The sequence below is a fragment of the Hathewaya massiliensis genome, from assembly GCF_902143515.1.
Taxonomy (GTDB): Bacteria; Bacillota; Clostridia; order Clostridiales; family Clostridiaceae; genus Hathewaya; species Hathewaya massiliensis.
This window is the reverse complement of sequence record NZ_CABFVD010000001.1, coordinates 101,418-123,944: the sequence shown is the minus strand read 5'-3', so window position 1 is coordinate 123,944 and position 22,527 is coordinate 101,418. Positions and strand designations below refer to the sequence as shown.

24 protein-coding genes are annotated in these 22,527 nt (G+C 30.0%); 21 read left to right on the top strand and 3 right to left on the bottom strand.

The features are described 5' to 3' along the window. Nucleotides 1–27 precede the first annotated feature (27 nt). From FNZ64_RS00620 to aspS, 19 genes are all read left to right on the top strand, one after another. A complete protein-coding gene (locus FNZ64_RS00620) occupies nucleotides 28–645 on the top strand; it encodes a hypothetical protein (RefSeq protein WP_142412945.1) in 618 nt (205 codons plus the stop codon). A 244-nt stretch (nucleotides 646–889) separates the two neighbouring features. Next, nucleotides 890–1,483, top strand: a complete 594-nt coding sequence (ruvA, locus tag FNZ64_RS00615) for a Holliday junction branch migration protein RuvA (RefSeq protein WP_142412944.1) — start codon at nucleotides 890–892, stop codon at nucleotides 1,481–1,483. Between the two features lie 16 nt (nucleotides 1,484–1,499). After that, a complete protein-coding gene (gene ruvB, locus FNZ64_RS00610) occupies nucleotides 1,500–2,531 on the top strand; it encodes a Holliday junction branch migration DNA helicase RuvB (RefSeq protein ID WP_142412943.1) in 1,032 nt (343 codons plus the stop codon). Between the two features lie 27 nt (nucleotides 2,532–2,558). Then, the gene (gene queA, locus FNZ64_RS00605) at nucleotides 2,559–3,584 is read left to right on the top strand and encodes a tRNA preQ1(34) S-adenosylmethionine ribosyltransferase-isomerase QueA (protein ID WP_142412942.1); all 1,026 of its coding nucleotides are present in this window, start codon (nucleotides 2,559–2,561) and stop codon (nucleotides 3,582–3,584) included. Nucleotides 3,585–3,711: 127 nt separating this feature from the next. Beyond that, nucleotides 3,712–4,848: a tRNA guanosine(34) transglycosylase Tgt gene (gene tgt, locus FNZ64_RS00600; RefSeq protein ID WP_142412941.1), complete on the top strand. Its 1,137-nt coding sequence runs from the start codon at nucleotides 3,712–3,714 to the stop codon at nucleotides 4,846–4,848. Between the two features lie 51 nt (nucleotides 4,849–4,899). Continuing rightward, the gene (gene yajC, locus FNZ64_RS00595; protein ID WP_142412940.1) at nucleotides 4,900–5,262 is read left to right on the top strand and encodes a preprotein translocase subunit YajC; all 363 of its coding nucleotides are present in this window, start codon (nucleotides 4,900–4,902) and stop codon (nucleotides 5,260–5,262) included. Nucleotides 5,263–5,327: 65 nt separating this feature from the next. Beyond that, a complete protein-coding gene (locus tag FNZ64_RS00590; protein ID WP_142412939.1) occupies nucleotides 5,328–5,702 on the top strand; it encodes a TIGR04086 family membrane protein in 375 nt (124 codons plus the stop codon). A 68-nt stretch (nucleotides 5,703–5,770) separates the two neighbouring features. Further along, the gene (gene scfA, locus FNZ64_RS00585; protein ID WP_111943489.1) at nucleotides 5,771–5,908 is read left to right on the top strand and encodes a six-cysteine ranthipeptide SCIFF; all 138 of its coding nucleotides are present in this window, start codon (nucleotides 5,771–5,773) and stop codon (nucleotides 5,906–5,908) included. Between the two features lie 88 nt (nucleotides 5,909–5,996). Continuing rightward, entirely contained in the window at nucleotides 5,997–7,361 is a 1,365-nt protein-coding gene (scfB, locus tag FNZ64_RS00580; RefSeq protein WP_142412938.1) for a thioether cross-link-forming SCIFF peptide maturase, read from the top strand. Between the two features lie 92 nt (nucleotides 7,362–7,453). Further along, nucleotides 7,454–8,698, top strand: coding sequence for a protein translocase subunit SecD (secD, locus tag FNZ64_RS00575; protein WP_142412937.1), 1,245 nt, complete (start codon nucleotides 7,454–7,456; stop codon nucleotides 8,696–8,698). A 1-nt stretch (nucleotide 8,699) separates the two neighbouring features. Next, nucleotides 8,700–9,587 (top strand): protein translocase subunit SecF, encoded by an 888-nt coding sequence (gene secF / locus FNZ64_RS00570; protein WP_142412936.1) that lies wholly within the window; start codon nucleotides 8,700–8,702, stop codon nucleotides 9,585–9,587. Nucleotides 9,588–9,809: 222 nt separating this feature from the next. Beyond that, nucleotides 9,810–10,685, top strand: coding sequence for a DHH family phosphoesterase (locus FNZ64_RS00565; RefSeq protein WP_142412935.1), 876 nt, complete (start codon nucleotides 9,810–9,812; stop codon nucleotides 10,683–10,685). Nucleotides 10,686–10,810: 125 nt separating this feature from the next. After that, complete coding sequence (locus tag FNZ64_RS00560) at nucleotides 10,811–11,329, top strand: adenine phosphoribosyltransferase (RefSeq protein ID WP_142412934.1); 519 nt, start codon at nucleotides 10,811–10,813, stop codon at nucleotides 11,327–11,329. A 131-nt stretch (nucleotides 11,330–11,460) separates the two neighbouring features. Continuing rightward, nucleotides 11,461–13,629, top strand: a complete 2,169-nt coding sequence (locus FNZ64_RS00555) for a RelA/SpoT family protein (protein ID WP_142412933.1) — start codon at nucleotides 11,461–11,463, stop codon at nucleotides 13,627–13,629. Nucleotides 13,630–13,644: 15 nt separating this feature from the next. After that, nucleotides 13,645–14,094, top strand: coding sequence for a D-aminoacyl-tRNA deacylase (gene dtd, locus FNZ64_RS00550; RefSeq protein ID WP_142412932.1), 450 nt, complete (start codon nucleotides 13,645–13,647; stop codon nucleotides 14,092–14,094). Between the two features lie 21 nt (nucleotides 14,095–14,115). Beyond that, nucleotides 14,116–14,736 carry an MBL fold metallo-hydrolase gene (locus FNZ64_RS00545; RefSeq protein ID WP_341472617.1) on the top strand — a complete coding sequence of 207 codons (621 nt, stop codon included), beginning with the start codon at nucleotides 14,116–14,118 and terminating at the stop codon, nucleotides 14,734–14,736. Between the two features lie 19 nt (nucleotides 14,737–14,755). Further along, nucleotides 14,756–16,237 (top strand): coproporphyrinogen III oxidase, encoded by a 1,482-nt coding sequence (locus FNZ64_RS00540; protein WP_142412931.1) that lies wholly within the window; start codon nucleotides 14,756–14,758, stop codon nucleotides 16,235–16,237. A gap of 15 nt (nucleotides 16,238–16,252) precedes the next feature. After that, nucleotides 16,253–17,512, top strand: coding sequence for a histidine--tRNA ligase (hisS, locus tag FNZ64_RS00535; protein ID WP_142412930.1), 1,260 nt, complete (start codon nucleotides 16,253–16,255; stop codon nucleotides 17,510–17,512). Between the two features lie 68 nt (nucleotides 17,513–17,580). Further along, a complete protein-coding gene (gene aspS / locus FNZ64_RS00530) occupies nucleotides 17,581–19,356 on the top strand; it encodes an aspartate--tRNA ligase (protein ID WP_142412929.1) in 1,776 nt (591 codons plus the stop codon). 77 nt (nucleotides 19,357–19,433) lie between these two features. Here the strand turns inward: aspS and FNZ64_RS00525 are convergent, their stop codons facing one another. Beyond that, nucleotides 19,434–19,676 (bottom strand): AbrB/MazE/SpoVT family DNA-binding domain-containing protein, encoded by a 243-nt coding sequence (locus FNZ64_RS00525; RefSeq protein ID WP_142412928.1) that lies wholly within the window; start codon nucleotides 19,674–19,676, stop codon nucleotides 19,434–19,436. Nucleotides 19,677–19,961: 285 nt separating this feature from the next. On the opposite strand from FNZ64_RS00525, the gene pssA reads away from it, so the two are divergent. Next, nucleotides 19,962–20,483 carry a CDP-diacylglycerol--serine O-phosphatidyltransferase gene (pssA, locus tag FNZ64_RS00520; RefSeq protein ID WP_142412927.1) on the top strand — a complete coding sequence of 174 codons (522 nt, stop codon included), beginning with the start codon at nucleotides 19,962–19,964 and terminating at the stop codon, nucleotides 20,481–20,483. Between the two features lie 88 nt (nucleotides 20,484–20,571). Further along, nucleotides 20,572–20,862: a metal-sensitive transcriptional regulator gene (locus tag FNZ64_RS00515; RefSeq protein WP_142412926.1), complete on the top strand. Its 291-nt coding sequence runs from the start codon at nucleotides 20,572–20,574 to the stop codon at nucleotides 20,860–20,862. Nucleotides 20,863–20,885: 23 nt separating this feature from the next. On the opposite strand, the gene FNZ64_RS00510 is transcribed toward FNZ64_RS00515, so the two are convergent. Together FNZ64_RS00510 and FNZ64_RS00505 are read right to left on the bottom strand one after the other, a co-directional pair. After that, nucleotides 20,886–21,377, bottom strand: coding sequence for a threonine/serine exporter family protein (locus FNZ64_RS00510; RefSeq protein WP_142412925.1), 492 nt, complete (start codon nucleotides 21,375–21,377; stop codon nucleotides 20,886–20,888). Nucleotides 21,378–21,379: 2 nt separating this feature from the next. After that, nucleotides 21,380–22,162: a threonine/serine exporter family protein gene (locus FNZ64_RS00505; RefSeq protein ID WP_243129165.1), complete on the bottom strand. Its 783-nt coding sequence runs from the start codon at nucleotides 22,160–22,162 to the stop codon at nucleotides 21,380–21,382. Between the last annotated feature and the right edge of the window lie 365 nt (nucleotides 22,163–22,527).

The window sequence follows — 22,527 nt, the reverse complement described above, 5'->3', positions numbered from 1 at the left end:
ATAATACACAATAAAAGGAGTGATATTATGTCTAAAAATAAAAAATTACTTATATTAATGCCTTTATTTTTTATGGCTATGTTTTTAGTGACTTACGGAATAGTAACTATTAAAAATAATAAAAATCAAAAAGTCTCTACAAATAAAAATGAAGAATTAAGGGAAGTTAAAGAGAAGATAGGAATTGATAATTCTTCAAATTCTATTAAAATTATATATGAGAGTGTATATTCTAAACCTGAAGGAAGTAATAACATAGCTGTTGACGAATATATAGAAAAATTTAGTAAAGATAAAGAAGTAATTGGAGATATGACTAAAGAACAAGTTGTAGCTGCCTTCAAAAAAGATGATTATAGCTTAAAAGATATAAAGAAGAATCAAATAATATTTTCAAGGTCCCTTGATAAGTATAAATATTCACCTAACAAGTATGTAATTGGAATTAAGGATGGATATGTAGCTATATTTAAAGTTAACAAAGATGGAAATCTTGCCATAGAGTCACCACAGGATATAACTGATATTAATATAAAAGACCTTCCAGAAGGTGATGTTGAACTTTTAAATAAGGGAGACAAAATTTATGAATTTAATTCTAAGGAAGAGGCAATAGAAGGCTTAGAAGGAATATTTAGAACATAAGATGCCCAACTAAGGGTGTCTTTTCTTTTTTATACACAATTCTAAGCTTCAAAGGGAGCCTTTACTCTCACTGAAGCCCATAAATACTTACGCAAGTATTTATGAACTATAATATGGTTGTTTTGAATAAGATGTGAATATTAATTTTTATTTCTATGTATGGATTATATATCAATAATTATTGAATTAGAATCCTATAAATGATAAAGTATAATATAGTCCTTTATTTTTGAGGTGATATTATATGTATGAATATATTAAAGGTGTTTATATGGGAATAAGCAAGGAATGTATAGTTGTAGACAATAATGGCATTGGATACAAGATATACTCATCAGGATATACCATGGCTAATATGCCAGGTATTGGTGAAGAGGTTATGCTTTATTTAACGCAAATTATTAGACAAGATTTCATTGGTCTCTATGGCTTTTCATCAAAAAAGGAGTTAGAACTTTTTAACCAGTTACTTACGGTAAATGGTGTTGGTGCTAAGGCTTCTCTATCTCTACTTTCTATAACTAATGTAGAAAACTTAAAAAAATCTATAGTTTTAGAAGAAGATAAGGTTTTGACTAAGGCTCCAGGCATAGGTAAAAAAATTGCTGGAAGAATAATCTTAGAGCTTAAGGATAAATTGGATATAGAATTAGATGAAGAAATGGATTTACAGGAAAGAGAGAGTAAGATTAGCGCAAAAACTCTAGAGGAAGCTAAGGAAGCATTAATAGCTTTAGGATATTCAGAAAAAGAATCTGAAAAGGCTTTAAGTGAGATAGATTCCAAAACAAATTTAGAAGATATAATAAAAGAATGTTTAAAATACTTAATGAATTAGGATGAGGTGAAGTTTAATGGAGAATCGAATTATAACATCTTCCTTAATGGATGAAGATTTAAATAATGAATTTTCTTTACGACCTCAAAGATTAAATGAATATATAGGACAAAATAAAGTAAAAAGTAACCTAAACATTTTTATAAAAGCTGCTAAGAAAAGAGATGAATCCCTTGATCACACGCTATTATACGGACCTCCTGGACTTGGAAAGACAACTATGGCAAATATTATAGCAAAAGAAATGGGAGGAGATTTAAAAGTAACATCAGGACCAGCTATTGAAAGAGCTGGAGATTTAGCTGCTATATTAACAAGTTTAAAAGATAAAGACGTATTATTCATAGATGAAATACATAGGCTTTCTCGTTCTGTAGAAGAAATTCTTTATCCTGCTATGGAAGACTATGCCTTAGATATTATAATAGGAAAAGGGGCACAAGCAAAATCCATAAGAATAGATTTACCGCAATTCACCTTAATAGGAGCTACCACTAGATTAGGACTATTAACTTCTCCTCTTAGGGATAGATTTGGAGTACTTTGTGCTATGGAATTTTATGAAGAAGAAGAACTTATGGAGATAATCATTCGTTCTGCAAAAATTTTAGGTGCTTCCATAAATAAAAAAGCTGCTCTTCTTCTAGCGAGGAGATCTAGGGGAACACCTAGAGTAGCTAATAGGATTTTAAAAAGAGTTAGAGATTATTGTGATGTCCTAGAGTGTGATACCATTGATGAGAATTTAGTATTAAAATCTACAGAACTTTTAGGTATTGATCATGAGGGATTCGATTCTGTAGATAACAAGATATTAGAAGCTCTAATAAATAATTTTAATGGTGGACCAGTTGGAGTTGAAACCCTAGCTTATTTTATTGGGGAGGAAACCAGTACTTTAGAGGATGTTTATGAGCCATACCTACTTCAAAAAGGATTTCTACTTAGAACTCCAAGGGGAAGGGTGGCAGGTGATAGAGCTTATAAACATTTAAAATTAGACAAAAGAAAAGATGATAATTTAGGAGAACAAAATAGTTTTTTATAGATGAAATTAATAAAGAAGGTGTGAATTTTGAGAGTAAAAGATTTTAATTTTAATTTACCAGAAGATTATATAGCACAGCATCCCTTACAAAAAAGAGATAATTCTCGCTTAATGGTTTTAGATAAAAACACTGGAGAAATAGAACATAAGATTTTCAAAGATATATTAGAATATTTAAATCCGGGAGATTGCCTTGTTTTAAATAATACAAGGGTCCTACCTGCAAGACTTATAGGTCATAAAGAAGGAACTATGGGGAGAATGGAATTCTTGCTTTTAAAGAGAAAAGACAAAAATCAATGGGAAACCTTGGTGAAACCTGGTAAAAGAGCAAAAATAGGATCTAAGTTTGTTTTTGGTAATGGAGAATTAAAGGCAGAAGTAGTAGGTATGGGCGAAGATGGGAGTAGAATTGTAGAATTTGAATATGAAGGTATATTTGAAGAGGTATTAGATAAATTAGGAGAAATGCCACTTCCACCATACATAACTGAAAAATTAGAAGAAAAGGAAAGATATCAAACAGTTTATTCTAAGGAACCGGGCTCAGCAGCAGCACCTACAGCAGGCTTACATTTTACAGAGGAATTGCTAAAAGAAATTAAGAATAAAGGAGTAAATGTAGCTTTTCTTACACTTCATGTGGGTCTTGGTACCTTTAGACCTGTAAAAGCAGAAACCATAGAGGAACATCATATGCACTCTGAATATTATCAAATGAGTTCAGAAACTGCAGATATAATAAACAAAACTAAAGAAAATGGAGGAAGGGTTATTGCTGTTGGAACCACTTCTTGCAGAACTATTGAGAGTATAGCTGATGAACATGGAAAAGTTAGGGAATGTTCAGGGTGGACTGATATTTTCATTTATCCTGGATATAAATTCAAGGTATTAGATGCATTGATTACTAATTTCCATTTACCAGAATCTACATTAATAATGCTAGTTAGTGCCCTTGCAGGAAAAGAGCATGTAATGAATGCTTATAATGTAGCAGTAGAAGAAAAGTATAGGTTTTTTAGCTTTGGAGATGCTATGTTTATAAAATAGTTAGGTTTTATTATTAATAATATGATATGGATGATAAAATTTGCATATATAATATTTTAAAGATAGTTAAGATATAAATTATTATATTTAAATTTTAATATTTAACATTAGATAAGGAAGTGATTAGTTGGGAGAATACAAATTACTTAAAAAAGTGGATAAAATAAGAAGAGGAGAATTTAAAACTGTACATGGTACTATACAGACACCTGTATTTATGAATGTAGGAACACTAGCTGCTATTAAGGGAGCGGTATCCTCCATGGATCTTAAAGAAATAGGATGTCAAGTGGAACTTTCAAATACATATCATCTACACTTAAGACCAGGAGATAAAGTTGTAAGAGAGATGGGTGGACTTCATGAATTTATGAATTGGGATAGACCAATTTTAACAGATTCAGGTGGTTTTCAGGTATTTTCTTTATCTGCTAATAGAAGGATAGCAGAAGAAGGGGTTTATTTTAACTCTCATATAGATGGGAAAAAAATATTCATGGGTCCAGAAGAAAGCATGCAAATTCAGAGTAATTTAGGATCCACTATTGCCATGGCTTTTGATGAGTGTATACCAAATCCATCCTCTAGAGAGTATGTAGAAAACTCAGTGGCAAGAACTACTAGATGGCTTGAAAGATGTAAAGTTGAGATGGATAGACTAAACTCTTTAGAAAATACAGTAAACAAAAGTCAAATGCTCTTTGGTATAAATCAAGGAGGAACTTATGAGGATATAAGAATAGAACATGCTAAAACCATATCTAAAATGGATTTAGATGGATATGCCATTGGAGGTTTAGCAGTTGGAGAAACTCATGAAGAGATGTATAGGATTATTGATGCTGTAGTACCTTATCTTCCACAGGAAAAACCTATTTATTTAATGGGGGTAGGAATACCAAGTAATATACTTGAAGCAGTGGAAAGAGGAGTAGACTTTTTTGACTGTGTACTTCCAGCTAGAAATGGAAGACATGGGCATGTATTTACAAAGTATGGCAAAATAAATCTTATGAATGCAAAATTTGAACTTGATAAAAAACCTATAGATGAGGGTTGTCAATGTCCTACATGTAGGTATTATACAAGAGCATACATAAGACATTTATTTAAAGCAAAAGAGATGCTTGCCATGAGATTGTGTGTTCTGCATAACTTGTATTTTTATAATAAACTTATGGAAGACATTAGAAAAGCAATAGATGGTGATTATTTCTATGAGTTTAAGGCAGAAAAACTTAGAGAATGGAATGGAAGAGCTTAAATTTAAAGGTTCTTTACATATAAATAAATTAAGTTAAAGGAGTGGTTGTGTATGCCAGCAGGATTAGGTAGTTTTTTACCCTTAATAATTGCTTTTGGATTATTTTACGCCATAGTATTTATTCCAGAAAATAAAAGAAAAAAGAAATACGAGCAAATGCTTAGAGATTTGAAAGTTAATGATGATATTTTAAGTAAGGGTGGAATAATGGGAAGAGTTATAAGCATCGAAGATGAATATATAATTCTCGAAACAGGTCCAAATAGGGCAAGAATAAAACTTCATAAGAATGGTATTTCTTCAGTGTTATTCTCTAGGGAGGAAGAGGAAGAGTACAAAGAAGTTAAGGAAAGTAATAAAGAAATTAAGGAAAACAACAAAGAAACTAAAGAAAATAACAAGGAAGAAAAATAAATTTAAGTAATAAAAAACCTCTCTTTTGCATAATTAATATTAATTAGCAAAGGGGAGGTTTTTTTATGAGGGCAAGGAATAAGTATTCAAGCATAGGACTAGGAGTACTAAGAGCTACTATATTAACCATAGTTTTTTTGATTTTTTATACCTTGATTACTTCTTTAAGTTCTAGAGGTATGGAGAATAGTGAATTAGGCATAGGTTTTTTATTTATTACAGTAATAAGTGTTCTATATGGAGCTGCATATGCTGCAAGGAGTGCAGGTGAAAAGGGGTGGTTTGTAGGAATGATGGTTGGATTAATATATATACTATTAATTTATTTAGTTTCTATAATATCAGGAAGAGAAAGTTCCCTTGAACTTAAAGATATTTTTAGAATATTGCTTTGCATTTTTGCAGGTACTTTGTCTGGAATGCTTGGAATTAATCTGTAGTAGGGACTTTATTTATTCATATGTTTATGTTATAATCAGTTAGAAAAAGATTGAATGGAGGAGTATGCATGAAACACATAAAGGTTCTAAACAAATCAAACCTAAAAAATAGCGTAAAAAAACCAGGATGTAAAGAATGCGCAAACTCATGCCAATCTGCATGTAAAACATCTTGTACAGTAGCTAACTTAGCTTGTGAAAACTAATAAGATATTTTGCTAAATGGCATAGCAGTAACTTAAAGTTACTGCTTTAAATTTACTTAGACTTAAATTTAACTAGGAGGAAAAAGCAATGGCATTAATTCATAAATTTAAACAAGGCGATGATTACTTTGTAATAGATATAAACTCAGGCTCACTTCATAAGATTGATGAGCTAGTTTTTGATCTTTTAGATGACGAAAAGTTAAAAGAAAAAGAAGAATTATTATGTACATATAAAGATAAATATTCCAAAAATGATATGGAAGAAGCTTATGCTGAAATAAAGGAACTTATAAAGGAAGAGTATCTTTATACAAAAGATTTATATGAAGATATAGCTTTAAAAACTGGGAATGGTCAAGCTTTTATAAAAGCATTATGCTTAAACATAATTCATGATTGTAATTTAAGATGTAAATATTGTTTTGCAGATGAAGGAGAGTATCATGGATGTAGACAGAGGATGTCTAGTGAAGTGGGTAAAAAAGCTATAGATTATGTAATTAAACATTCTGGACCTAGAAAAAATATAGAAGTAGATTTATTTGGTGGCGAGCCTATAATGGCTATGGATACAATTAAAGAAATAGTAGACTATGCAAGAGAACAGGAAAAAATATACAATAAGAATATAAGATTTACTATGACAACGAACTGTACTTTATTAAATGATGAAATCATGGAATATTTAAATGAGAATATGGTAAATATTATATTGAGTATTGATGGAAGAAAAGAAGTAAATGACAAGGTTAGAATTAGGTTTGATGGAACTGGAACTTATGATGCAATTATTCCAAAGATAAAAAGAATGATAGAAAAAAGAGATAAGGATAAAACTCACTATGTAAGAGGTACTTTTACAAGAGAAAACCTTGATTTTTATGAAGATATTAAGCACTTAGCAGATCTTGGCTTTAAAGAGATTTCTGTAGAACCAGTTGTATTACCAGATGAACATGAATTATCTTTAAGGGAAGAGGATCTACCAATTATTTTTGAACAATATGATAAATTATATAATGAAATGTGTAGAAGATATGAAAATGGTGAAGAGTTTAATTTTTATCATTTTAATGTAGATTTAAATGGTGGACCTTGTGTATATAAGAGAATTTCAGGATGTGGTGCAGGACATGAATATGTAGCAGTAACTCCTGAAGGGGACATATATCCTTGTCACCAATTTGTTGGTAATGAAGAATTTAAATTAGGAACTATATATGAGGATGATTTTGACAGGGAATTAAGTAGTGAATTCCAAAAAGCTCATATTTACAATAAACCTAAATGTAAGGAATGTTGGGCAAGATTTTTCTGTAGCGGAGGATGTCAAGCTAATAATTATAATTTTAATGGAGATATGCATATACCATATGAAATTGGATGTGCAATGCAAAAAAAGAGAATTGAATGTGCTATAGCTTTAAAAGCTAAGAAGATGGAAAAGTAGTTTATATTACCTATTATTGACTATTATTTTACATAGTAATATAATAAAAACAATACAGTAAAAAAGCATATAGTCGACAAAGGAGGATAAAAATGAAAAAGGGCAAAAGTACGGGGATTTTTGTACTATGTATAGTCCTAATAGGAGTTTTTGCGTACATAGGGTATTTCGGTCTTGAATTATTTGGTTATAAAGTTCTACCTTTTTCCAAAACCATAAACAGAGGTTTAGACCTTCAAGGTGGAATTTCTGTAGTTGAGGAAATTCAAGCAGATAAGGTAACTCCAGAAGACATGGCGAGGGAAATTGAATTTATCAATATGAGGGTAAACAAACTTGGGGTTGCAGAAACAGAAGTTAAACAAGAAGGGGAAAAAAGAATTAGAATTGAAGTTCCAGGAATTTTTGATTCTAAGAGTGTTATGGACCTTATAGGGAAAACTGGGGAATTAAAGTTTATAGGACCAGACAAAAAAGTTGTTCTTACTGGAAAAGATGTTAAGAATGCTATAGCAGGCTTAAATGAAAGAAATGAACCAGAAGTAAGACTAGAATTAAATGCTGAAGGAACCAAAAAGTTTGCTGAAGCAACTCAAAAATTTTTAAATCAAAATATATCTATTCATATGGATGAAGAAGAGTTAACTAGTCCGCTAGTTCAAAGTGTTATTACAGATGGTTCTGCAGTTATAACAGGAAGTAAATCCCTAGAAGAGGCTAAAAAGACGGCAGATATAATAAAATCAGGTGCATTACCACTTCCAATAAAACCTGTTTCTTTTAAAACAGTAGGGGCAACACTAGGTTCTAGTGTTATGCCAAACACTAAGAAAGCTGCTTTTATTGGTATAGCTCTAGTCTTAATTTTCATGGCTGCACTATATAGAATTCCAGGTATTATGGCAGATATTGCACTAATGGTATTTATGTTACTAGATCTATTAGCTTTTTCACTTGCAGATGTAACTTTAACATTATCAGGTATAGCAGGATTTTTACTCACTATAGGAATGGCAGTGGATGCTAATGTGCTTATTTTTGAGAGGATTAAAGAAGAATTAAAAACAGGTAAATCTATAAGATCTTCTGTTGAAGCAGGATTTAACATGGCAATGTCTTCAATATTAGATTCTAATATAACTACAATTATAGCAGCTTTAATATTATATGCAGTTGGTACAGGGTCTGTCAAAGGATTTGCTCTTACCTTAATGATGGGTATAATAATCAGTATATTCACAGCATTAGTAGTTACTAGATTTTTACTTAACTTAGCTTTAAATATGGGATTAATAAGTAAACCTTCTCATTTTGGCGTAAAAAAGGGGGTAGAGTAAAATGTTTAAAATAGTTGAAAAAACTAAGCTCTGGTTTACTCTTTCTCTTACAGTAATTATAATTGGAATGTTTATTTTTATAACTAAGGGATTAAATTATGGTATAGATTTTACAGGTGGTACTCTTTTAGATATAGATATGAACAAGACTGTTACAGTAGAAGATAAAAAAGAATTAGATACCATTTTAAAATCATATACTGATAAGTATTCCTTAAGAGATATAAATAATAAAAAAGAAATTGAAATAATAATACAAAGCGGTGCTGTTAAGGATGAAAAAATAGCAGAGCTTAAAAAAGAAATAAAAGGAAAATTTAAATTAGGTGATAAGTACTTAGTTTCAGAAGAAAATATAGGTGGATCTGTAGGAAGTGAGCTTACTAAAAAAGCTTGGGGTGCTATAGGGGTTGCTTTTTTAGCAATGCTTATATATATAGCATTTAGATTTGAAGTTAAGTTTGGTATAGCAGCTATATTAGCATTAATCCATGATATATTAATAACCCTAAGTGTCTATGCTATTTTTAGAGTAAAGGTAAATTCTCCTTTTATAGCAGCCATACTTACTATTTTAGGATACTCTATTAATGATACTATTGTTGTATTTGATAGAATAAGGGAAAACAGGAAGAAACTTGGTAGAATAGAATTAAATGAACTTGTAAATAAAAGTATAAATCAAACAATAACAAGGTCTATAAATACTTCATTATCTACATTAATTACTATTTTAGCTCTTTTAATTTTAGTTCCTTCTATTAGAGAATTTACATTACCTTTAACTATAGGTATTGTAGCAGGAACATATTCATCTATATTTATAGCAAGTCCTGTATGGGTATTGTTGAGTAAGAGAGATAAAAAACCAAAAACAGCTAAAGCTTAAAAATTATTATCTAGGGACGTAGCCTTTTTTCTTCTATTTTAAATAAGATGGAAGTATTAGAACGGCTATTCATGGGATAGATCGTATAAGAAACTAAATTTTAATAAACCTCAAAAATTTAATTATTTCTTGAGGTTTATTATTTTGTTTAAAAATAATTGTAAAATCTACAATTTTACATTATAATATATATGTTTTCTCTAATAATTCGGGGGATTGATTATGTTGAAACATAAAATTATAAATGAAAATAAGATTTTTCGGGAATCTTTTTCCCAAATAAAACTTAATAATTATTATCCCTTTCTTCTAAACAATATGCAATCAATACTCCAAAGAGTAGTTAGAGCTATTAATAATAGAGAAAAGATAGTTATTTTTGGATATTATGATGTAGAAAGTATAACTAGTGTGTCTACTTTACTTTTAACCCTTAGATATCTAAAAGCAGATGTGGAGTATTTTATACCTGGAGAGGTAGAGAGGGCTAAAATGTTAACGGAGAAAGATATAAAGGAACATATTGAGTTTTTAGGTACTAAACTAGTAATATCCTTAGGATGTTTCGTTAACTCTGATATAGAAGATAATCTATGTGAAAGCTTAGGCATAGACGTCATAACTTTAAGCAGTGATATATGTTATAAAGAGAATGAGTACATATTAAGCCCTAAAGGCAAAGATTCCAAATATCCATTTAAAGAACTCAGTTGTTCTGGAGTTACATATAAGTTAGTTCAATCTTTATCTCATTATTACAAGACTAACAAGTTTAATAAATACATAGACTTAATTAGCTTAGGTACATTAGCTAGTGAAAAGAAGATCACAGGAGAAAACAAATACATAGTAGATCAAGGTATTGAGCAAATCAAAAAAAGTAATAATTATGGAATAAGGGCTCTTATTAAAATTCATAAGATAAATAGTATAAACATAAAATCTGTTCAAAAATTAGTTTCTACCATTATACCTAAGGTTAATCCTATAGGAAATATGGACAATGCAAAAATAATAGTGGAACTTTTTACTACGGAAGATAAAGATAAGGCTGAGCAGATTTCAAAGTATTTATATAAGGAGAGAATAATAAGATAAGTATGAGTCGCTTCATTGTATAAATAAATTTTCTTATATATAATAAAGGTGTAAGTGAATTAGATGGAAAATAAGAATCATTTATGTAATAAATCAATTGTATATTTTTAAAGGGAGGAATAAAGTTGCATTTAAAGGATAAAATAAGAATAATAGAAGACTTTCCGAAAAAAGGTATAAGTTTTAAAGATGTTACTCCGTTATTAAGCGATTCCGAAAGTTATAGAGAGTGTATAAAGTTATTTTGCGATCAGCTAAAAGATTTAGACGTTGATTTAATTTTAGGACCTGAAGCAAGAGGCTTTTTATTTGGAACCTCCGTTGCTTATGAGCTAGGAGTTGGTTTTGTACCAGTTAGAAAAGAAGGAAAGCTTCCTTCTGAAACAGAAATCATAGAGTATGAGCTTGAATATGGAACTGATAAACTTGAAATTCATAAAGATGCCATAAAAAAAGGACAAAAAGTAGCTATAGTTGATGATCTTTTAGCGACCGGTGGTACAGTAGAAGCTATAATTAAACTTATAGAAAAAATGGGTGGAGAAGTTGTGAGTTTAAATTTTGTAGTTGAACTTACAGATTTAAATGCTAGGGAAAGATTAAATGGATACAATGTAACTTCTTTAGTAAAATATAATATATAATTTTAATTAAATATACATTTTGTGTCTAAATATATGTAATTAAAATTGCATAAAACTGCTCAATATTATATAATTAATGTAAAAAACGGCTGGTTAATCAACCAGTCGTTTAATTTAGGAGAGTATTACCAATGATTGAGAAATTGTTAAAAAAGATAGATGAAAATTCCTATAACGTTGATAAAGAAATAGTTTTTAAAGCATATAATATAGCACGAGAAGCTCATAAGGATCAAATGAGGGAATCAGGAGAACCTTATATCATTCATCCTATTGAAGTTGCATGTATTTTAGCGGAACTAGGCATGGACACTAGTACTATAACTGCAGGTATTTTGCACGATGTCATAGAAGATACAGATTACTCTTATGATGATATTAAAGAAATTTTTAACGAGGAAATTGCCAATTTAGTAGAAGGTGTAACTAAGTTAGGCAAGATAAAATATAAATCCAAAGAAGAGCAACAAGCAGATAATGTTAGAAAAATGCTTTTAGCTATGGCAAGAGATATAAGGGTTATTTTAATAAAACTTGCAGATAGGCTCCATAATATGAGGACATTAAAGTATATGCCAATATTTAAGCAAAAAGAAAAGGCAAAGGAAACCCTTGATATATATGCACCCTTAGCTCATAGACTTGGAATATCAAAAATAAAATGGGAATTAGAGGATTTAGCTTTAAGATATATTAATCCCAATCTATACTACGAGCTTGTGAAAGAAATAGCACAAAAAAGGGCAGAACGTGAAGCATATATAAGTCATATCATTGAAGATCTATCACAAAAGTTAGTTAGTGCTGGAATAACTTCTGAAATAGAGGGCAGACCAAAACATTTTTACAGTATTTACAACAAGATGAAAAGTAAAAATAAAAATCTAGATCAAATCTTTGATCTAACAGCAGTTAGAATATTAGTTAATACAGTAGTAGACTGTTATTCTACATTAGGTATAGTCCATACCTTATATAAACCAATGCCAGGTAGATTTAAAGATTATATAGCTATGCCAAAACCTAACATGTATCAATCACTTCATTCTACGGTTATAGGTCCTAAAGGAAAGCCTTTTGAGATTCAAATTAGAACTTACGATATGCACAAAACTGCAGAATATGGTATAGCTGCTCACTGGAAGTATAAAGAAGGTGAAAATGGCAAAGAAGATGATTTAGAGTCAAGATTGTATTGGCTTAGAGATATATTGGAGTGGGAAGGGGAAACCTCTGATCCAGAAGAGTTTATGGAAGCTTTTAAAATAGATTTGTTTTCAGATGAAGTTTTTGTATTTACTCCAAAAGGGAAAGTTATAAGCTTACCAAGAAATTCAACACCCCTAGATTTTGCGTACAGAATTCATACGGATATAGGGAATCATTGTATTGGAAGCAAGGTAAATGGAAAAATTGTATCTTTAGACTATAAACTTCAAACTGGGGAAATAGTAGAGGTTATAACTTCACCAAGTAGTAAAGGACCAAATATAGATTGGCTTTCTATTGCAAATAGTAATCATGCAAAGAGTAAAATTAAATCTTTTTTTAATAAATTAAAGAGAGAAGAGAATATAGAAAAAGGTAAGGAAGTACTAGAAAAGGAAGCTAAAAAACAAGGATGTAATTTTGGTGATATAGCTTATGGAGAGAAATTAGATAAGATATATAAGAGATATAATTTAAGAACCTTGGAGGATTTATATTCTTTTTCAGGTGCTGGTCTCATAGCTCCTTCTAATATTGTATCAAGATTATTAGAAGATAGGAAAAAGGAAGAGGTATTAAAAGAAACTTTAGAAAATAATATTAAAAACAAAAAAAACACTGAAAAACAAGATAAGGATAGTATGCCAGAGTTAGTATTAAAGGATACTAATAATTTGATGGCTAGATTTGCTAAATGTTGTAACCCAGTACCAGGTGATGCTATAATAGGTTATGTTACAAAAGGAAGAGGAATTTCAGTTCATAGAAGAGATTGTAGAAATGTAGAAAATTTAATTAGAGAAGAAAAAGAAAAAATAATAGAAATAACTTGGGAAAACATAAAAGGATCAGAATTTACCTGCGAGTTAACTATAAAATGTAGGGACAGAGCGGGAATGCTTGCTGATGCAGTTCAACTTTTAACGCAAACTAAAATCCATATGTGCTCCATAAATGGAACTAGTCGCGATGATGGCTCAGCAGTAATAAATTTAAAAGTAAAGATAAAAAGTATTGAAACTTTAAAAGAACTTATAAAAAAACTTAGAAAACTTGAAGGTGTCTTAGAAGTAAGCAGAGTAAATGGTTAATATGGAGGAAATTTTATGAGAGCAGTAGTACAAAAGGTTACATCTTCTAAAGTAGTAGTAGAAGATAAAATTGTTGGACAGATAAAGGAAGGATACAATGTACTTTTAGGTATATCAAAAGAAGATACCTTAGAAGATGCAATATATCTTAGGGATAAAATAGTTAATTTAAGAGTTTTTGAAGATGAAGAAGGGAAATTAAATAAATCCTTATTAGATGTTAAGGGAGAGCTTTTAATAATTTCACAGTTCACTCTTTATGGAGATTGTAGAAAAGGAAGAAGACCTAACTTTATGCAAGCTCTAGGTGGAGAAGAAGCTAAAATACTTTATGAAAAATTTATTGAACTATGCAAAGAAAACATTTCAACTGTAGAAAGTGGAGTATTCGGTGCTGATATGGAAGTGAGCATTGAAAATTCAGGACCGGTTACAATTTTATTAGATAGTAAAAAGAACTTTTAAATTGTAGGGGAGGTTGTTTGTATGATGGAAATTAAAAGAGTAGTTGCAGGTATTTATGGGGCAAATTGTTATATTATTATGGATAGCAAAACTAAGGAAGCCTTGGTTTTAGATCCAGGTGGGGATGTAGATGATATTTTAAATGGTATTACAGAATTAGGTGCTAAAGTAAAATATATATTTCTAACCCATGGTCATGTAGATCATACTTCTGGGGTAGAAATATTAAAAAACTTAGTTAAAGCACCAATTGCTATAAATGAAAGGGATAGTGAACTAATAAACAAGGGAGCTCATCTATATGGTCCACTTTTAGAAGGAAAAGAGCCAGAGTATTACCTTAAAGAAGGGGATGCTTTTAAAATTGGAGATATAGAAGTTACATGTATAGAGACACCAGGACATACACCAGGAGGAATGAGTTTTATAGTTGAAGATTCAGTATTCACAGGTGATACCTTATTTTATGGTTCCATTGGAAGAACAGACTTAGAAGGTGGAAGTCAAGAGATAATTTTAAAGAGTATAAAAGAAAAATTATTAACACTATCTGATGATACTATAGTTTATCCAGGCCATGGAAGGCAAACAACAATTGAAAACGAAAAGTCTATAAATCCATTTATAAAGTCAATTTTATAGAATTAGGAGTATTATTTACATGAAAGAGTTTTCAAAAGACCAAATAATTGATAAATCTCAGCTAAGAATAAAATTAAATGATTTACAATATAGATATGATGTTTATCAAATGATAAATATCTTTCTTCCTTTTAAAGATATATTATTTGTTGAGGATGGAGAAGCTGATTTTGAATTTATTATAGATGAGGATGAGGTTCTAATAAATTCTCAAATAATAAATAAATCTTATAAAGTACACAAGAAATATAAGTTTAAAGATGAAATTAAAAAAGGTATTTTCCTATACTTTGAAGAGATTACAGGGAAGTTTATGCCTTGGGGAACAAGAATAGGCATAAGACCTTCTAAAATAGCTATGAGCATGTTAATGGAAGGAAAAAAAGATGAGGAAATTATAGAGTATTTTAAAGAAACCTCTCTTACTGATTTTGAAAAAGCTAAGCTTTGTATAGAGGTGGCAAAACGAGAAATTAAGTATATAAATCCTAATAAGAATAAAGTGAGCTTGTATATTAGCATGGCCTTTTGTCCTACTAGATGTTTATATTGTTCTTTTGCTTCAAACCCCATAGGTGGATTTAAAAAGGACATAGTAGAAGAATATTTAGGAGCCTTAAGAAAAGAAATAAGCACAATATCTCAGTATTTAAAAGAAAAGAACATAAGTATTCATACTATATACTTTGGAGGGGGAACACCTACAGCTATAGATGAGGAACAGTTTCATAGTTTAATGAACCATATATATGACAATTTCATATTAGGTTTTGAGCCAGAAGAATTTACGGTTGAGTGTGGAAGGCCAGATAGTATTACCTATAAAAAGCTAGAAAGTATGAAGAAATATGGAGTTACAAGAATAAGCATAAATCCACAAACTATGAATGATGAAACCTTAAAATTAATTGGAAGAAATCATAGTTATTCCGATATAATAGAAGTTTTTAAATTAGCTAGAACTATGGGCTTTGATGATATTAATATGGATGTAATAGTTGGGCTTCCAGGAGAAAAAACAGCTCATGTTAGAAAAACCTGTGAATATATAAGAGAGTTAAAACCAGATAGTTTTACTGTTCATGGATTATCCGTAAAAAGGGCATCAAGATTATATGAAAATATAATAAATAATATTAAATATGAAATTGCCACACAAGATGAATTAAATTTGATGTTTAAAGAGACTTCTAATTTAGCTAAGGATTTAGATATCAAACCATACTATATGTATAGACAAAAGAACATGGTAGGCAACATGGAAAATGTGGGATATAGTAAGCAGGGAAAAGAGTCTATATACAACATTGAAATGATGGAAGATAAAGAGACTATAGTGGCTGTAGGAGCCGATGCTGTTACAAAGGTTGTATACTTAGAAAATGGTAAAATAGAAAGATGTGGAAATGTTAAGGATGTTTATGACTATATAAAGAGAATAGATGAAATGATCGAGAAAAAAATAAACTTATTAGAAACACTTTATTATAATGCAGATTAGATAGGAGGAATGGAAATGGTAACTAAGGCGCCAAAAGGAACAAAAGATTTATTACCAAATGAATCTTATAAATGGATATATTTAGAAAACGCATTGCGTAATATTTCAGAAACATATGGATTTAGAGAAATTAGAACTCCTATGTTTGAATCTACGGAACTTTTCGAAAGAGGAGTAGGAGAGACAACAGATGTGGTTCAAAAGGAAATGTATACCTTTGAAGATAAAGGTGGAAGAAGTATAACATTAAAGCCAGAGGGAACTGCACCAGTAGCTAGAGCTTTTATTGAAAACAGTCTTTATGCAGATGCTCAACCTACAAAGATGTATTATTTTACAGATGCATTTAGATATGAAAAAATGCAAAAGGGAAGACTTAGACAATTTCATCAATTTGGTATAGAGGTTTTTGCTTCTAAAGAGGCATCAGTAGATGCAGAGGGAATTTCACTTGCTATGAGAGCATTAAAGGAACTTGGACTAAATAATTTAGCTTTAAACATAAATAGTTTAGGATGTCCAAAGTGTAGAGCTAAGTTTAATGATGCTCTTCAAGAATATTTAAAAGAGAATTATGAAGAGTTATGTACTACTTGTAAAACAAGATTTGAAAAAAACCCTATGAGAATATTAGATTGTAAAGAAAAAACATGCAAAGAAATAGGAAAAGGTGCTCCTATAATTTTAGATTATATATGCGAAGAATGTAGTGAGCATTTTCAAGAGTTAAAGAGTTATCTAGATGCCTTAGAAATACAATATAATGTAGATCCATATATAGTTAGGGGATTAGATTATTATACAAAGACTGTATTTGAAATAATAAATAATTCTGATGGATTAACCATATGTGGAGGAGGAAGATACGACGGACTTATAGAAGAAATTGGAGGACAGAGTATACCTGCTTTTGGATTTGGTATGGGTATGGAGAGACTTTTAATAGTATTAGAAGAGTCAGGAATGGAAATTCCGAAACCAAACTATATGGACTTATATGTAGGTTCTATGGGGGAAGCGGCTAGGATATTTTCTTTAAAACTTGTAAATAGCTTAAGAGAACAAGGGATTAAATGTGACTGTGATCATATGAATAGAAGTGTAAAGGCCCAAATGAAATTTGCAAACAAGATAGACAGTAGATTTTCAATTGTTATAGGAGAGTTAGAGTTAGAAGAAAAGAAGGCAAGATTAAAGAGAATGAGTGATGGAGAGCAATTTGATATTTCTCTAGATTCAATAGAAGAAATAGCAGAATTAATAAAGGTGAAATAAAAAAAACTTACCAATAAGTATAAAAAGATGTATAATGATTTATAGAAAATAATGAAAGGATGAAGGACATGGGTGAACAGCTTTTAGGTTTAAAAAGGACCATGATGTGTGGCGACACCAGAGAAACCAATGTAGGGCAAAAGATGACTTTCATGGGTTGGGTTCAAAGAAAAAGAAATTTAGGATCTTTAGTATTTATAGATCTTAGAGATAGAACAGGATTAATGCAGGTAGTTTTTGGAGAAGAGATAAATAAGGAAGCATTTAATAAAGCGGATGGTGTTAAGCCAGAGTACTGCATTACAGTAACTGGAGAAGTAGTATTAAGAGAGTCTGCAAATGAAAACTTACCAACAGGAAAGGTAGAACTTAAAGCTAAGAGTATAAAGATACTTTCAGAATCAGAAACACCACCTATCTACATAAAAGAAAATTTAGATGCTGCTGAAAATATAAGATTAAAATATAGATATTTAGATCTTAGAAGACCAGATATGCAAAGAAATATTATGTTAAGACATAAAACTACAAAGATTATTAGGGATTTTCTAGATGAAAATAAATTTTTAGAAATAGAAACTCCTATGCTTACTAAAAGCACACCAGAAGGAGCAAGAGATTATCTAGTTCCTAGTAGAAATTATAAAGGAAGATTCTATGCATTACCCCAATCACCACAAATATTTAAGCAATTACTTATGGTGTCAGGCTATGATAGATACTTTCAAATAGTTAAGTGCTTTAGAGATGAAGATTTAAGAGCTAATCGACAACCAGAATTTACTCAAGTAGATATTGAGATGTCCTTTGTAGAAGAAGACGACGTTATTAATGTAAATGAACAATTAATTAAAAAAGTATTTAAGGAAGTTTTAAACTATGATGTAAAGCTTCCAATCGAAAGAATGCCTTATAGTGAAGCTATGGATAGATTTGGATCAGATAAACCTGATTTAAGATTTGGCATGGAAATTAAAAATATTTCAGAAGTAGTTAAAGCTTCAGAATTTGCAGTGTTTAAAAATGCCATAGAAAATGGCGGTTCAGTTAGAGCTATTGTAGTTCCAAATTCAGCTGATATGGGAAGAAAACAAATAGATAAGTTAACTGACTTTGTAAAGACATATAAGGCAAAAGGCCTTGCATGGATAGCTATAAAAGATAATGAAATAAAATCACCAATAGCTAAATTCTTTAAAGAAGAAGAGTTAAATGAAATTATTTCAAAATTAGATGCTAAAGTAGGAGATTTAATTTTAATAGTTGCAGATAAAGATGAGGTTGTATTACAATCTCTAGGGGCATTGAGACTTGAAATGGCAAAGACATTAGAAATATTAAAAGATAATAAAGAGTTTAGATTTGTTTGGATTACAGAATTCCCATTATTAGAATATGATGAAGAAGAAAATAGATATGTGGCAAAACACCATCCATTTACAAGTCCTAAGGATGAAGATCTAGAGCTTTTAGAAAGCGACCCAGGAAAAGTTAGGGCTAAGGCATATGATATAGTTTTAAATGGGGAAGAAATAGGTGGAGGAAGCATAAGAATTCACGATGCTAATATTCAAGAGAGAATGTTTAGTGCACTAGGTTTCACTAAGGAAAGTGCTTGGGAAAGATTTGGCTTCTTATTAGAGGCATTTAAATATGGACCACCACCACATGGGGGAATGGCATATGGCTTAGATAGGCTTATAATGTTCCTTGCAAATACTGAAAACATAAAAGATGTTATAGCATTCCCTAAAAATCAAAATGCTTTCTGTCCTATGTCAGAAGCACCGAATTTGGTTGATGAAAAACAATTAAAAGAATTAGGTATTTCCATAGAAGAGTAAATTCTACATAAAAAGGAGCTTACACTAGATAAGCTCCTTTTTATGAAATAATATATGTACAAAAATATATTACTTAATTAGTCATTCTTTAATTGTGTTAAACAAGATTGGCAGATGTTTTTACCTTTATAGTTTATAACATCTCTTGCATTTCCACAGAATATACAAGAAGGATTGTATTTCTTTAATATGATATGTTCACCTTCTACGAATATTTCTAGAGAATCTTTAATTTCAATGTCTAAAGTCCTTCTTAATTCTATTGGAATTACTATTCTCCCTAACTCGTCAATCTTTCTAACAATACCTGTTGATTTCATTAGAAAACCTCCTCTACAAAGTTCGACTTTTTATGACTAAATCATAGCATTTATAACATTAAAAGTCAACCTATTTTTTTATAAAAAATATTAACTTTTTGTAGTTAATACTTAAACAAATAATTAATTGTTGAATAGGAATTAATAGGTTTATAAGTAAATTAACTTATGAATTTAGGATTTAAGGTAAATTTAAGATTAATATAAGAGAAATATAAGTTATGAATGGTATTATTATATAATAGAATATTATAAGTTTTTTAAATTGGAATTGGAGTTGAATTTATGAGTGAAAAAATAAAATGTTTTTTACCGAATATATTTACTTTAGGCAACTTATCTTGTGGAGTAATCTCCCTTCTTATGACATATGAAGGGGCCTATAAATATGCTTGCTTATTTATAATTTTGGCTGCATTATTAGATAGATATGATGGAAGAATAGCAAGGGCCTTAAATGTATGTAATGATATTGGAAAAGAATTAGATTCTCTTGCAGATTTAATATCTTTTGGTGTTGCACCTTCTTTATTAGTATTTAACATGAATAACTTCGGAAGTTTAGGAATTATAGGATATATATCATTAATAATTTTTCCGGTTGCAGGGGCATATAGGTTAGCAAAGTACAATATAACAGATTTTGCGGGAGTATTTACAGGGATTCCAATTACTTGTGCAGGAATGTCTCTCGCAGTTTATTCTTTATTTGATATTAATAGAGTATTAAACGTAGGAATTACCTTAATAATTGTTTTATTATTATCTTATTTAATGGTTAGTAGATGGAAGTTTAAAAAAGTATAATAAAACTCCGTATATTTGAATAAATATTAGCTAAGTGATATAATCAATTGGACTATAGCTTCATTTGTATTAAATAGGGAGTGAGCTTATGCCTGGTAATTTAAATGAATTAAATAATAAAAACCATAAGAAAAAAGATATTTTAATAAGATTAAGAAAAATTGAAGGACAGGTTAAGGGAATTGAAAAGATGGTATCAGAAGATTTACCTTGTAGGGATATATTAGTTCAAGTAGCAGCAGTAAGATCTGCTATGAACAAGGTAGGTGCCATAGTACTTGAAAACTATGCTAATAAATGCATAGTTGAAGACACTCAAAATCTAGATGAAAAAAAGTTAGATGAATTAATTAAAACTCTTATAATGTTTACAAAATAAAGATCAACTAGGTATGTTGATCTTTATTTTGTATTTAAAGTTTTCTTAGATTTTTTAGTAGGAATAAAATTAATATTTAAGAATTTTTTTTGTTTTAAAATCCTAGCAATGGTAGAAACTAAAATTATTCCTATAGCAATAGTACCAGCATCATAAAGGGTTTTTAGTCCATGAGCAACGGCTTTATCTATATTGCCTTGTACGGCCTCAAAAGTTGTATAATACATACCACTTCCAGGAACAAGAGGGATCATAGAGGCAATTACAAATACTGTAACAGGTTGTTTTAGTATTCTAGCCATGATTTCAGAATATATACTAATAACTATAGTTGCTATAAAAATAGCATTGTTATTAGAACTTACCCCCATAAGTGGAATTAATTCGTAAACAAACCAACCAACAGCTCCACCAATAGAAGCTGCAAAGAGACTTTTACCACGTATGTTAAATAATACACAAAATCCTAAGGATCCAAGAAATGCATAAGTTAAATCTAGTAGTAACTTAATCATATTTAAAGACCTCCAAAAAAAGATATCCAAAAATTAAAACCAACACCAGTACCTAAGGCTATAGCAATAGCATTTAGAAAAGCTTCAATGGTTCTGGATATTCCCGAAACTAAATCTCCTGCAATAATATCTCTTATGGCATTTGTTATAGAAATTCCAGGTAGTAGTAGCATTATAGAACCTATTATAATTTTATCTTCATTAGCTCCTAATCCATATTTAACAGCTATTATAGCAAATATAGAAGCTAAAAAGCCAGAAAATGCATTTATAAAGAATGTGTTAACCTCAATTTTAGAAAGATAAATACCAAGGTAATTTAAAAGAAAGCCTACAATAAAAGATACTAAAAAATCCCTAAATCCTCCACCAAATAGTACACAAAATGCACCAGAAGCCAATGCAGTAAAAAATGCTTTAGTGTGTTGAGCATAATTTGGAGAATTATCTATGTCATTTAACATGGTTTTAAGTTTAGATATAGGAATTTGTCCACTACCAATTTTCCTAGAAAGGTCATTAATCATGGAGACTTTACTTAAATTAACTGTCCTAGAATTTATCCTTTTAATTAAAGAAATAGTTTCATCATTGTCGTCTGTTATGGAAATCATTATTCCAGTAGGGGTTACAAAACTTTCCGTGTTTTTATAGTTATAAGCTTTACATACAATATTAATAGTTTGCTCTACCCTATAGGTTTCTCCCCCATTTTCTAAGATGATTTGTCCCATTCTACATGCAATATTTATTAGTTCATAGATTTCTTTTTTGTTTTTATCCACAATTAAATCCTCCTCTCATTTATCCATGACTATCCGCTCTAATACCTTCATTTTATTCAAAGTGGAAGTAAAGATTCCCCATAAAACTAAAAACTCTCTTTATTCCATGACTATCCGTTCTAATACTCCATCTTCCTCAAAGAGGGGTAAACTCCCTCTGAAACAAGAACTCTGTTTATAACTATTATAATATATAATAAATATATAAGAACACCTATATATTTATTATTTTTGATTTTTTTATAAATCCACTTTATCTCGTGATTATCAACACTAACACCCTATATTATTCAAAGTGGTAGAAAAGGGCTTATATGTACCTAAAAATCGCTTTATGTATTGCCTTAAAAAAGGAATCCTATTTT

Coding starts and splice junctions, on each gene's coding strand:
- scfA (WP_111943489.1), top strand. CDS start 5,771: ATGAAACACATAAAGGTTCTAAACAAATCAAACCTAAAAAATAGCGTA.
- pssA (WP_142412927.1), top strand. CDS start 19,962: ATGAGTGAAAAAATAAAATGTTTTTTACCGAATATATTTACTTTAGGC.
- dtd (WP_142412932.1), top strand. CDS start 13,645: ATGAGAGCAGTAGTACAAAAGGTTACATCTTCTAAAGTAGTAGTAGAA.
- yajC (WP_142412940.1), top strand. CDS start 4,900: ATGCCAGCAGGATTAGGTAGTTTTTTACCCTTAATAATTGCTTTTGGA.
- FNZ64_RS00540 (WP_142412931.1), top strand. CDS start 14,756: ATGAAAGAGTTTTCAAAAGACCAAATAATTGATAAATCTCAGCTAAGA.
- secF (WP_142412936.1), top strand. CDS start 8,700: ATGTTTAAAATAGTTGAAAAAACTAAGCTCTGGTTTACTCTTTCTCTT.
- aspS (WP_142412929.1), top strand. CDS start 17,581: ATGGGTGAACAGCTTTTAGGTTTAAAAAGGACCATGATGTGTGGCGAC.
- FNZ64_RS00515 (WP_142412926.1), top strand. CDS start 20,572: ATGCCTGGTAATTTAAATGAATTAAATAATAAAAACCATAAGAAAAAA.
- FNZ64_RS00525 (WP_142412928.1), bottom strand. CDS start 19,676: ATGAAATCAACAGGTATTGTTAGAAAGATTGACGAGTTAGGGAGAATA.
- FNZ64_RS00555 (WP_142412933.1), top strand. CDS start 11,461: ATGATTGAGAAATTGTTAAAAAAGATAGATGAAAATTCCTATAACGTT.
- ruvB (WP_142412943.1), top strand. CDS start 1,500: ATGGAGAATCGAATTATAACATCTTCCTTAATGGATGAAGATTTAAAT.
- FNZ64_RS00620 (WP_142412945.1), top strand. CDS start 28: ATGTCTAAAAATAAAAAATTACTTATATTAATGCCTTTATTTTTTATG.
- ruvA (WP_142412944.1), top strand. CDS start 890: ATGTATGAATATATTAAAGGTGTTTATATGGGAATAAGCAAGGAATGT.
- FNZ64_RS00590 (WP_142412939.1), top strand. CDS start 5,328: ATGAGGGCAAGGAATAAGTATTCAAGCATAGGACTAGGAGTACTAAGA.
- hisS (WP_142412930.1), top strand. CDS start 16,253: ATGGTAACTAAGGCGCCAAAAGGAACAAAAGATTTATTACCAAATGAA.
- scfB (WP_142412938.1), top strand. CDS start 5,997: ATGGCATTAATTCATAAATTTAAACAAGGCGATGATTACTTTGTAATA.
- FNZ64_RS00565 (WP_142412935.1), top strand. CDS start 9,810: ATGTTGAAACATAAAATTATAAATGAAAATAAGATTTTTCGGGAATCT.
- FNZ64_RS00545 (WP_341472617.1), top strand. CDS start 14,116: ATGATGGAAATTAAAAGAGTAGTTGCAGGTATTTATGGGGCAAATTGT.
- secD (WP_142412937.1), top strand. CDS start 7,454: ATGAAAAAGGGCAAAAGTACGGGGATTTTTGTACTATGTATAGTCCTA.
- FNZ64_RS00510 (WP_142412925.1), bottom strand. CDS start 21,377: ATGATTAAGTTACTACTAGATTTAACTTATGCATTTCTTGGATCCTTA.